Source organism: Peribacillus sp. NPDC097295 (assembly GCF_044761665.1).
In the GTDB taxonomy this organism is placed as follows: Bacteria; Bacillota; Bacilli; order Bacillales; family DSM-1321; genus Peribacillus.
The window spans coordinates 24822-36751 of sequence record NZ_JBIWCW010000024.1 but is presented as its reverse complement, the minus strand read 5'-3'; the positions used below and the strand labels follow the sequence as shown (position 1 = coordinate 36751).

The following is an 11930-nucleotide window of genomic DNA, read 5'->3' as shown; positions in this document are numbered from 1 at the left end:
AAACTACGTCAGACTTAAACTGAACCGCCGTATACCGAACGGTACGTACGGTGGTGTGAGAGGTCGGAGGCTAGGCGCCTCCTCCTACTCGATTTTTTCTTTAATTTTTTTTTTCACTTATATTCTTGTCCTTAGGATTTGGACATATATTAAGGAATATCGAATAGGGAGCAAGGTGATTCTATAAATTTCCAAAAAGTAATAGCAGTGATTGTGGGAAGCTTTTTGATTGGCGTTGGGATCAATGGGTTCTTGGTACCCTATCACTTAATAGATGGTGGGATTATCGGGATCGCACTCGTCCTTCATTATTTCTTTGATTTCCAGACAGGACTTTGCATGATTGTTCTTAGTATTCCTTTATTTATATATGCTTGGTGTTATGAGCGGTCCCTTTTCTATAGCAGCATCCATGGGTTACTTTTGACCTCCCTTTTCATGGATTGGTTAAGTCCGTTAAAAAGAGAATTTGCGTTTTCTATTTTGACAAGTTCATTGATGGGGGGAGTAATTATAGGAGTTGGGATAGGGCTCATGCTAAGATATGAAACAAGTAGTGGAGGAACGGATTTATTGGCAAAAATCCTTTCTAAATCCTCCACCATGGATATTGCTTTAATCATCATTATCATCGATACAGCCATCATCTTAGCGGGCTTATTCATCTTAGGAATAGAAATCTTTCTGTTTTCATGTCTGACAATCGTCATCATTGGTATCATAACGTCCTTTATGGAATTTCGAAAATGAACAATATATTAATTTCTCAATATGAAAGCTACATCATCAATGGCTTTTTGGAGCTTCTTGCTATTTTTACTATACATTTCTTTGGATTCCGGCGAATCGGTAGAGAGAGCAAAAAGCTCCAAGTCTGCTTGGCACTTTTTTAAAGTCGCGAGCAATAAGGGTTTCTCTTGTGGAGAAGGGACCTTGAGTTTATCGTCGTATAAATCAACCGTTAACTCCCCGTTTGAATTCGCTTGGCCCAGAAAGACATTTTCAAGAAGTATCCCTAGTTTCTCTAGTTCGGTTTTTAACCAGTACCGATTCAGCCCAATGGTGGCGAGTGGTTCATCTAAGATTTTCCCATCCATGATCACCATCTGTGCTTCCTTGACGGAAGGCATTGTCATATTTAAATCCTTTGGTGTGAGCGGTTGATTTTCTTTCTTGAGTAATACGGAAAAATCACCATTTGCCTCTAATAAGGCAAACTCGACTGTAGATAGATCAAAGACATCCTTGCTTCTGAGTAACCATAGTAATTCATCGGTTGTATATTTTTCTTTCTTTAAATTGTCTTCCATGATTTTCCCGTCTTTAATGAACACCGTTGCCTTTCCTTCCACCAAGTCACGGAAAATCTTACTTTTCATCGAAATCAAACCAGCTAAAAAGGGAGCCAATGCAAAAACGAGAATGGAGAGGACGCCATGTACTATGTTCCCTTCTACCTTTGTCGCTAATTCTGCCCCGACATTTCCGATTGTTATACCGGTGACATATTCAAAAAAGGAAAGCTGGGATATTTGTTTTTTCCCTAACCATTTGGTAATTAAAAAAAGGACAACTAAAAAAAATAGCGATCGTAAAACGATCTGTAACCAATCAGGCATTCTTCAGTACCTCCTGTCAGAACCCCCTATATTGTGGTTCTTCTCTTTCTAATTCTCCGACCCTCTCTTGAATGTCTTTCGTCACTTCACTCACTTTCATCATCGTTTCATGTAAAATCCGCTTCGATTCATCGTCCTGAGTTCGGAGTGCTAGGTTAGATAGCCCTGCTTCCAAACCTTTAAGACTGGCGGCGCATTGTTTAACGTCAGATGCTATAGTCATCCTGGACCTCTCCTTATCTTTTGGTGAAAAACTCAACTACTATGAGTTTACTGCCGGACCCAAACTTCTTATGGATGTTATTGAGCGTCATATTCAATCGAAACGGCATGGGCAATACAAGGAATGGATTCATTTTGTTGAAAGGATAGAGGAGATAATAAGGCACCTGTAGCGACGACAAGCATCCTTTTGATTTCTCCTTTTTTCATTCGATTTAATAGATGCCCATATACAACAGTTGCCGAACACCCGGGTCCGCTGGCTCCTGCCAATACTGGCTGGTCATCTCTATAAATCAGTAGTCCACAATCAACATATTGGTTCTCCTTAATAGGAGTACCGTTTTTCTTGAATATCTCAAGCGAGACCTCCTGCCCGATTTTCCCCAAATCCCCCGTCACGATTAAATCATAATAAGAAGGATCGAGATTCCGTTCCTTTAAATGAGTTTCGATTGTATCAACAGCAGCTGGAGCCATAGCTCCCCCCATGTTGAATGGATCTGTTAAACCCATATCGATGACGCGACCGATCGTTGCAGATGTGACCTGAGGACCGTGACCGGTACTGCTTAATAAAGCGACGCCTGCACCGGTCACGGTCCATTGTGCAGTGGGGGGTTTTTGACTACCATATTCAGTGGGGTAACGAAATTGCTTTTCAACTGCGGCGTTGTGACTAGAAGCGCCAGTTAATATATAATCCGCTCCCTTTGTATTGATCAGGTAAGCACCAAGAGCAAGTCCCTCCATGGAGGTTGAGCACGCCCCAAATAAACCAAGGTAGGGTGTACCAAGAGTCCGACAGGCAAAACTTGTCGGTGTTATTTGATTGATCAGGTCACCTCCAAGGAAAAACTGTATCTGTTCTTTTTGTAAGCCAGCCTTTTCAATGGCTTTTGTATTTGCTTCTTCTAGAAGAACTTTATGAGCTTTTTCGTAGGAATCCTGATTTAACCATAAGTCGGAATGAAGAGTATCAAAATCATCCGCCAGCATTCCGTTCGCTTCGAATGGACCACCGACCGTTCCGGTGGAGAGTATGACAGGCTTTTGATCAAAAACCCATGTGCGATGCCCCGTCAGCATGATAAATCACCTCAATTTGTGGAAAGCTTCTTATCATATATAAGAGACTTCTTACAAGCCTTAACAAGAAATGTAAAGAGGTTGGTTGTTTCAACCAACCTCTTTACATTACATTTCTATTGTTTATATTGTGGTTCTTCTTGTTCAATTTCATGGATGCGTGGAGTGATATTGTCGACAATTACCTGTGTTTGTTGTGCAGCTTGCTGATAGAGTTGCTTCGCTTGTTCGTTGTCTGTCGAAAGGGCGAAGGTCTCAAAGCTAGCTTGGGCACTTTTTAGGCCGGCTAAGGTAGTTTTTACATCACTGATTACTGTCATGGTTGATTCCTCCTGTGTGTACGTTCCTTTATAGATTGCTAAAAGATTATTTGTAATATTCCTTCCATTTTTTTCTGCTCATTCGAATTAGATTGGAGCATAAGAATTTTTTTCATTTATTTTCCAACTAAAAACCTGGTGTGCTTTCACCGATATAACTAGCAAGATCAGCTATTTAATTATTTTTAGGAAGGAAAAAATGTAAAATTTAAATTAATGGGAGATGGAAATAGATGAAGATGACCGTGAAGAGAAAATTATTAATGAGTTTTTCCGGAGTATTGGTTCTTTTAGCTATCATTACTGCCATTACTTATGTTCAGTTCAATAGTACGGATGACAGTTATACGAATGTAATAGAGAATCGTGTCGAAAAAATCGTTCTATCTACAAAAATGGTGGACTCCATTCGAAAGGAGCAAGTGGCCCTCCGAGGTTATTTGGTCAATGACACGGATAAATACCTATCAGTGTTTCAGGAATCGAAGAATATGTTTAAACAAGCATCGGATAAATATAGTAAGTTAAATCTGGACCCTGAGGCAAAAGATATTTTAGATGAGCTAAATGGCTTTGCGGCCGAATATGAAACGCTTGCTGGAAAGCTTATTGCATTAAAGGATCAAGATGACGAAAAAGCGTACATTGACTTAATGAACAAGCAAGGAGACCCCCTTACAGTGAAGTTGAATAAAGCCAGTGAGGAGGCAATCAATTATCAACAGTCTGCTCTTTTAGAAAAGAGTGATGCATTATCCAATCAGGTGAATGGTGTGAAAAGGGTAATTCTCATCATAAGTGTCGTTGCAATTATTGCTGGATTTTCCATTGCCTTAATCATAAATCGGAATATTTCAAAACCAGTCTTGCTCGTTTCTGCTGCAGCTGAAGAAATCGCTGCTGGAAATTTGACGATTGAAGATATACAAGTGACGAATAAAGATGAAATCGGAGAATTGGCAAGATCCTTTAATGAGATGAAAGGTAATCTACGAAGTTTGATTGGCACGGTGAATTTAGCAACTGAACAAGTGGCTGCTTCCTCTGAGGAACTTATGGCAAGTGCGGAACAAACGAATTCTGCAACCACACAAGTAGTTACTGCCATTCAACAAGTAGCCAGTGGGGCAGAAATTCAAAATAATTACGTAGAGGAGAGTTCAAATGGAGTAAAGGTAATGGCCGTTGGTACAAAAAAAGTGGCCTTAACAACTTCTACTGTTACTGAATCGGCTATGGAAGCTGCTAAACAAGCCAATATCGGCAGTGAGTATTTGAATAAAGTTATTGAACAAATGAAATCAATCGCAGTTTCAACAAATGATTCAAATGATGTGGTCAAAAAACTGAATGATCGCTCCAATGAGATTGGTAAGATCATTGAAGTAATCACTGGGATAGCCGATCAGACGAATCTTTTAGCCCTTAATGCTGCAATAGAATCGGCAAGAGCTGGTGAACATGGTAAAGGGTTCGCAGTGGTAGCTGATGAAGTAAAGAAATTGGCCGAACAATCCCGACAGTCAGCTAATCAGATTGCAGACCTAATTCAGGATATCCAGGATGATACGGTACACGTTGTTAAAACGATGAATCATGGAACCGAAGAAGTAACAGAAGGAATGAAACTGGTCGAAGAGACGGGGAAAACATTCGATTTCATCCTAGAATCAATTGAAACAGTAAGTTCCGAAATACAAGAAGCGTCGGCAGTATCGGAAGAAATGGCTGCGAGCGTAGATCAGGTGAGCGCCGCAATTGAACAAGTAACCCGCATTACAGAGGGGTCCGTTACAAGTACAGCGGAAATTGCGTCAGCTTCAGAGGAACAACTAGCTTCCATGGAAGAAATCACTGCCTCAGCCTCATCGCTTGCGAAAATGGCTGAGGAATTGAAAGAGAAGGTCGTTGCATTCAAAATTTAATGTGAAGTAAGGAGATGTCCGGGAAACCGGGCATTTTTTTTGTAGCTTTTTGTCAAAAAGTTATTCAGCTGAAAGGGGAGGTATCATCAATAAAAAAAAGAACTAGTTAGTGAGACACATAACGGGTAGGAGAAGGGGCGTCGAATATGAATAACAAGGGGAAAGCGGCAAGTATGTTATTGGCGGCAGCACTTGTGGTCACGCCATTGAGTGCCCACGCTAAACAATCCAAGGTGGAGTATGTAGCTTTAGGAGATTCATTGGCAGCAGGACAAACACCAGATGGGATCATTGATTATGGATATGCCGATTATGTTGCAGATACCTTTGTGAAGAATAAATATAAGCTAGCTGATTATGATAATTTTGGTGTGCCGGGATATACCTCTGAAAAATTGAAGAATGATTTAGTTAAGAGCAGTAAAGTCCGAAAAGAAATTAAAGAAGCTACCCATATCACCATTGATATCGGTGCAAATGATCTCCTAGGTAAAATCAAAACAGACCCATACAATGCTCAGGATGCGATAGGTACGGTCAGTGCTAATTTGCAAACCATTCTTAGTACGATCGATAAATTGAACCCAAAGGCCATGGTATATGTGATGGGCTATTATAATCCCTTCCCTTATTATCCGAAAGAACAACAAGAATTGCTCTTGCCGTTATTGAAAGGACTAAATGAACAAATTAAAGCAGTGGCAAAGAAAAATGGGGATACTTACGTATCGACAGAAACCCAAATTAATAAAAAATATAAAGAGTATATCCCAAACAAGCAGGATATCCATCTGAGCAAATCAGGATATAAGGTGATTGCCAAAGAGTTTTGGAAAGGCATATCTAAAAAGAAGTAAAGTTTAGTGTTTAAGTAGAAGTTTAAGTAGACGTTAAAGTCAGCATGCGTATGTTGGCTTTTTTGTTGCAGGAATAAAGGGGGAGTGTGAGATCTTTAATTTAATCAAACGTTTGATTAATGAGGTGAAACGGTAGTATGCTTGGGTTTCATATGAGAATAAAGAAGTAAGGAGTGAATGATAAATGGGAGCATGCAATCTTAACCATTCCCGGCAAGATGTCAGGATGAAGCTCGAAAGTCAACAAGAGTTCTTACCGAAACCCTTAAGTGAAGCATTGAAGGGGTTACTGGAAGAAGAACAGAAGCAAGAAACATTGAATGAAATTTTCCACCTGTTAAAAAAGTATGATTTATCTTCTGAAGAAGAACAAGAAGTAAGGAATCAAAAATTAAATCAGCTTTTAAAATGAAAGAAACGGGAGTGCAAGATACTCCCGTTTTTTTATGGATTTTGAAGTTGCTCTGGACTCCTAGCAAATCATTTTTTCAACTTGCTCCTAAATAGTAGGTTTGTTTATGTTAAAATATGGATATTTAATCGGTATAAAAATCTTTTTTGTGAAGGGGAAGATTTTACCCGAATATAGGTTTTGCAGGGATAATGTCAGGCAGTATTTACATAGGTATAAGGGGAAGTGTAGCAAGCTACATGATTAACGTAATTTTGATTTTTGTAAATAATTGGTGAAAGAGGGTGAGGAGGGAAAGGTGATAGGTACTCATGCCTATTATCCCTATATGATTTGTCTTTTTTTGTCGAAAACATAGAATTATAGAAATATGTTGTTTATGATGATAAAGGACTAAAGTTTTAGGAGTCTCTGGAGTCATAAGCAATAAAAGGGAGCGAGAAAATAAAAAATGAAAAATTGTAAAACATGCGGTAAGTCGGTGAATGCGGAAGCCAATTTTTGTCCATCATGTGGTGCGGTACTTCCAGTGGAAGATCAAATCACGGAAAAGGAAATAGCCGCTGCCGAAATGAGGCAGGAGCAACCGGAAGAAAAGTTCTCAAAGAAACGATTCAGTAAAAGAACGCTGATTATTACAGCCATTTTAACTATCATTCTTATCTCTAGTGCAGCTGCAGCCATCATACTTCATAAATCCCCGAAAGAGCTATATTTACTTTCAGAATATAAATCGTACCAGAATGCAAAAGATGAATGGATGGATCAGTATGGCGATTCAATGGAATTCCAAGAGAAAATGGGTAAGCAACCATCCAGTTCACAGATGACAGTCAGTGGGAATATTGACATGGATTCATTAGGAAATGACCCAGACTTCGAAGTGGTAAAGGAACTATTGAGCCAAGCTTCGATTTCTGCCAATATGGAACAAGATCCTGAGGCTAAAAAAGGTCATTATACAGTAGCACTAAATATTGATAAGGAAAAAGCGATGGACGTAGAAATGTTTCAATCGAAGGACCAAGCCGGATTAAAGGTACCTATGTTGTATGATAAGTACTTTTTCTTAAACTTCAGTGAATATGGGGAATTCATGCGAATGATGGACCCATTATATGAAGGACCGGAAACTTTGGAAGTATCTGAGCTTGAATGGCAGGACTTGAAATTGTCGGATAAGGAACAGGAACACTTACAAAGACGTTATGGAACTTTCTTGATGGAGCGATTGGATGATGAAAATTTCAAGGTGGAAAAAGGTGTGGAATATAAGCACGAAGGTGAGGCATTGAAGGTAAGGGAGGTCACTCTTAAACTATCAGCTTCGGAAACTAAAAAATTGGTCAATGATTTTATGGATGAATTGATTAAAGATAAAGAGCTTCATAGCATGATGGTGAAACGTGCCCAAAAAGTGGCGAGTGCTGCTGCCGTTGCCGAACAAGTGGACGATGAGATGCTGGATACAAAAAATATGAAGCAACAATTGGTTGATGGCTTAAAAGACGCAAAGAGTGAGTTGAAGGACGTCAGCTTTGCCAAAGGGTTCACTTCAACCTTATTAATAGATAAGAAAGAGCAAATCATCGACCGTAAAGTAACGACGTCGATCGGGGATAGCACTGAGCAAGTCAATGTGGTCATGAAAAGCAAAAACGTTCCCTATGGGGACGATCAGAAATACAAAGCATTCAGCATTGATTTAACTCCTCAAGATGATCAGGATGGAGCGATAAAGTTCAAGGTAACAAATGATGTGGCCATTAAAAAAGAGAAGCGGACTGAAAATCTCGAGGCTAGCTTTACGTTTAAAGAGTTTGGGGAGGCAGAAGAAATCAAGTTCACAATGGATAGCGATATCAATGGAGAAGATGGAGAGAAACAGGATATCAGCAGGAAATTCAACCTTGCCTTTGACGGTGGGGATTTCTCAGAAATGCCTTCTGCACTGAAGGGAACAATTAATCAGACGAACGACCTAAACTTGAAGGATGACTATTCTCATTCGAAATTCGAGGCAACACTCGGTCTAGAAGATGCATCAGAGTCAGGCAGTGTCACAATCAATATGGATTCCAAGACGAAGCTGAAAGATGAAGCGGATTTACCAGACTTAAAGCTTGATTCTGGTGAGGGGTTAAGTGTTGTAAGCATTACTCCTGATAAGATGTATGCCATTCAACAAGAGGTTGGAACAAATCTAATGGAGCTTGGCATTAAATATGGTCTCATTTCGGAAGACATGTATGATTACGGTAATATCGATGAAACGAGTTATGATGGTTATTATGATTTTGAAGACGAAGATTCCGACGATGCAATGTGAGTAGGGTGAGTTTTAATGAGGAACACATTTATTTTTACTTCGTTTTATGTAAAGGTTTTGTTGAAAAATAGGAAAGCAGCCGCAGCATTGTGGCTGGCTCCTATTTTCTTTTTATTGGGTGCGGCAGTGATCGGGAATCACTTCTTAAAAGAAGAGAGCCGAGTCCAAGCGTTTCAGGTGGCGGTAATAAATGAAGACCCTACGGTAGAAACGAAGATGGTCATAAAGCAGCTTACGGATAGCCCACATTTGAATGGGATCATGTCCACCATGGAAGTTAATCAACAAAAGGGATATGAACTTCTCCGGAATAATAAAGTGGCGGCAGTTATCTACATTCCCAAAGGCTTTAGCCGTGATGTAGCACGGGGCATCAATACACCTGTGAAGGTTACTGGAAACAGCCAAAGACCGCTTCAGTCCCAGCTTGTCCGTCATGTGATGGAAAGCGCGGCTGACTTTACTTCAGCTGCACAAGGTGGAATCAATACGATCGATTATTTCATGGAAGAGGCGGAATTTCCCGAGAGCAGTCAAAAGAAACAGTTCAAAAGGGATATCCTATCCTTTTCCCTGCATGTACTGAGCCGTGGGGAAATCTTTGAGGAGAAAAAGCAGGAAAATCTCTTTCAAGAGAGTCTACTACACTATTATGTCATCTCTTTTTATGTCCTGCTCATCATGATATGGAGTTTTTTTGGTCTTCTTTTATTGAAAAGCAATGGAAATGAAGCCATTGAAAAACGCCTTTTGGGATTAGGTTTTTCATATTTTCAATCAACGATATCAAGAATGCTTGCGGCATACACCATGGTTTCCGTCAGTTCCATCTTCGTAGCGCTTTCCTATTTGTTTTGGAAGGGAAATATTGATCCGGCGGAGGTTGGTTTATGGCTCTGCGGTACATTAGTGGCTGGTTTTGTATTTATAACGGTTTTTGTATGTTTGGAAGCAGTGGTATGGAATGAAAGGTTTTATCAATTTGCTGGGATGGGTCTTATTCTTTTGGGTGCCATTATCGGTGAACACTTCATACCTGCCGTATATTTTCCCGAATGGTTACAAAGCTTGAATTTATTTTCTTTGAATGGCTGGGTTCTCAAGTTCATGTTCGCCCTGCAACAGGAAGAAGCTGTCTATTCTGCTGCTGAAATCGGTTCGTGGCTGCTCGTTTTATCTCTATGTTGTTTATTCATGACAAAGGGAATTTTGCAAATAAGGAGGAGTAGGTAATGGGATTAATGATGGAAAAGTTCAAGCATATGTTCAAGCCTATTACCCTCTTATTATTTGTACTACCTATTGTGGCGGCTATCGGGGTGGGTTCATTGCTTGAGAAGCAACAAAAGGAATTGGTCGTGCCGATTGCTATCGTAGATGAGGATCAAACCGATTTTTCGAGAAACGTCATCAAACAAATGGAGGTACAGCAACGAATCGTCGTGAAAGAGACTTCATTCGACGACGCGGATATTCTTCTTTCTCGAAATGAGGTGGATAGTATATTCGTCTTTAAAAAAGGGTTTCAGGAGCATATTTTAAAGGATGAAAGAAAAGAGACCATCGAACTTTGGACCTCGCCAACTTCTATTGCTTCAGGGATTGTCCGTGAAGTAGTAGCAAGTGAGGTTACGAAGCTGACAAGCTCTGTGAAAGCTGCCAATCGAGTTGAAAAACTCTATCAGCAATCAAAAGGCATAGAGGCGGAAGTATGGGATGACGCATTTGAATATACGAAAGAGCAGTTGGATCCAAAACCGTTGATGACCATAAACTATGTCCGTGAAGATGGCATAGAGGGAACACAAAGTAAAGATGTCATATTTACCTCCTACCTAGGGGTTTGGAGTTTTTTCACAATGATATCCTGTTTCATTACTTCAGATTGGGTTGTGAAAGAACGATCCATCTTATTTCCTAGAATGATGACGACGAATATAGGACTCGCTTCTTATTTAAGGCAGACGTCAGGAGCCTATATTCTTTTTCATGTTCTTCAGGCTGCTTGCAGTTTATACATATTAAGGTATTTTCAACTTATGGAGGTCCCTTTTCTTCTTTGTTTTGGAGTGATTCTTTTTATCATTTTTACAACGGCCATCAGCGTGTGGCTAGCGAGTCGGATGCGTCATCTTGGGAGTTATTATGTAGTTGGTTCTTTGGTGGCCTTCATACTAGCTATTGCTGGAGGCAGTTTTTTTCCGATTGGTGATATCTCTCCAACGTTTGAATTTTTGTCTCTTTGGCTTCCACAGAGAATTTTGTGGGTTACGGCCTACCCAGCACATACGTCGTTTAGCGAGATTGGAATGACAGTTATATTTTCAGGTGTTTGTATAGCGTTACTTTGGAGAACGACGAGTTGGGGGCTGAAGGTCAGATGATAATCATTAAAAACATCGTAAAGCGATATGGAGATAAAACATTACTCGATAATGTGTCCTTCCAAATAGGAAAAGGGGAAATCTTTGGACTTTTAGGGTCCAATGGGGCTGGGAAGTCAACGCTCATTTCCATCCTGGCTACCGTTTTACAGCCTTCAAGTGGGAGCATAGAGATAAATGGGCTGGATTTAAAAAAGCAGACGAAGCAAATCCGCCAACTAATCGGTTTTGTCCCACAGGATATTGCCTTATGGGAAGAATTTACGGTCAAAGAAAATCTTCGCTTTTGGAGTAAGTTTGTAAAGGGAAAAGTAACGGAAGAACATCTATTGGAACTATGTGATGCCGTACAGCTTCAGGATAAGTGGGATGAAAGGGTCTCGAGCCTTTCGGGAGGCATGAAGAGGAAGCTGAACATTGCCGTTTCTTTAATTCACAATCCAGATATTCTCTTAATGGATGAACCGACTGTGGGAATTGACCTTCAATCCAAGCTTGAAATCAATCATTATGTGAAGAGATTAGCAGAACAAGGAAAGACGATTGTGTACATTACCCATGATATGAGTGAAATCGTGAAACTTTGTGATAGGATAGGTGTGTTGCAAAAAGGTGTCATGAAATTCACCGGGACTCTGAAGCAAGCGGCCGGGAGCTTCCGGAAAGATGGATACTACAATATCGGGATAGAAGAAGTGGTGTATAGGCTATTGAAGAAGACGGATGATGTGTTTTAATAATGGTCTAGATGAGTTGCGTTAACAGGGCAGTAG

Annotated in this window: 12 protein-coding genes; 8 read left to right on the top strand and 4 right to left on the bottom strand. The window is 40.1% G+C overall.

The annotated features are described in order from the left end of the window. Positions 1–207 precede the first annotated feature (207 nt). On the top strand, positions 208–750 hold the full coding sequence (locus ACIQXN_RS20670) for a YitT family protein (RefSeq protein WP_402971189.1): 543 nt from the start codon (positions 208–210) through the stop codon (positions 748–750). An 8-nt stretch (positions 751–758) separates the two neighbouring features. On the opposite strand, the gene ACIQXN_RS20665 is transcribed toward ACIQXN_RS20670, so the two are convergent. From ACIQXN_RS20665 to ACIQXN_RS20650, 4 genes are all read right to left on the bottom strand, one after another. Next, positions 759–1619 (bottom strand): DUF421 domain-containing protein, encoded by an 861-nt coding sequence (locus ACIQXN_RS20665; protein WP_402971186.1) that lies wholly within the window; start codon positions 1617–1619, stop codon positions 759–761. A gap of 16 nt (positions 1620–1635) precedes the next feature. Beyond that, positions 1636–1842, bottom strand: coding sequence for a DUF1657 domain-containing protein (locus tag ACIQXN_RS20660; RefSeq protein WP_402971183.1), 207 nt, complete (start codon positions 1840–1842; stop codon positions 1636–1638). Positions 1843–1919: 77 nt separating this feature from the next. After that, positions 1920–2930: a stage V sporulation protein AD gene (gene spoVAD / locus ACIQXN_RS20655; RefSeq protein WP_402971178.1), complete on the bottom strand. Its 1011-nt coding sequence runs from the start codon at positions 2928–2930 to the stop codon at positions 1920–1922. A gap of 116 nt (positions 2931–3046) precedes the next feature. Beyond that, positions 3047–3250 (bottom strand): DUF1657 domain-containing protein, encoded by a 204-nt coding sequence (locus tag ACIQXN_RS20650; RefSeq protein WP_402971174.1) that lies wholly within the window; start codon positions 3248–3250, stop codon positions 3047–3049. 233 nt (positions 3251–3483) lie between these two features. On the opposite strand from ACIQXN_RS20650, the gene ACIQXN_RS20645 reads away from it, so the two are divergent. From ACIQXN_RS20645 to ACIQXN_RS20615, 7 genes are all read left to right on the top strand, one after another. Beyond that, positions 3484–5175, top strand: a complete 1692-nt coding sequence (locus ACIQXN_RS20645; RefSeq protein WP_402971171.1) for a methyl-accepting chemotaxis protein — start codon at positions 3484–3486, stop codon at positions 5173–5175. A gap of 146 nt (positions 5176–5321) precedes the next feature. Continuing rightward, positions 5322–6032, top strand: a complete 711-nt coding sequence (locus tag ACIQXN_RS20640) for a GDSL-type esterase/lipase family protein (RefSeq protein ID WP_402971168.1) — start codon at positions 5322–5324, stop codon at positions 6030–6032. Positions 6033–6216: 184 nt separating this feature from the next. Next, positions 6217–6444: a hypothetical protein gene (locus ACIQXN_RS20635; RefSeq protein WP_402971165.1), complete on the top strand. Its 228-nt coding sequence runs from the start codon at positions 6217–6219 to the stop codon at positions 6442–6444. 451 nt (positions 6445–6895) lie between these two features. Then, entirely contained in the window at positions 6896–8773 is a 1878-nt protein-coding gene (locus tag ACIQXN_RS20630; protein WP_402971162.1) for a hypothetical protein, read from the top strand. Positions 8774–8788: 15 nt separating this feature from the next. Further along, complete coding sequence (locus ACIQXN_RS20625) at positions 8789–10006, top strand: ABC transporter permease (RefSeq protein WP_402971159.1); 1218 nt, start codon at positions 8789–8791, stop codon at positions 10004–10006. Next, positions 10006–11157 carry an ABC transporter permease gene (locus ACIQXN_RS20620; protein WP_402971156.1) on the top strand — a complete coding sequence of 384 codons (1152 nt, stop codon included), beginning with the start codon at positions 10006–10008 and terminating at the stop codon, positions 11155–11157. Before ACIQXN_RS20625 ends, ACIQXN_RS20620 begins: the two co-directional genes overlap by 1 nt. After that, a complete protein-coding gene (locus ACIQXN_RS20615; RefSeq protein ID WP_402971153.1) occupies positions 11154–11894 on the top strand; it encodes an ABC transporter ATP-binding protein in 741 nt (246 codons plus the stop codon). Before ACIQXN_RS20620 ends, ACIQXN_RS20615 begins: the two co-directional genes overlap by 4 nt. Positions 11895–11930 lie beyond the last annotated feature (36 nt).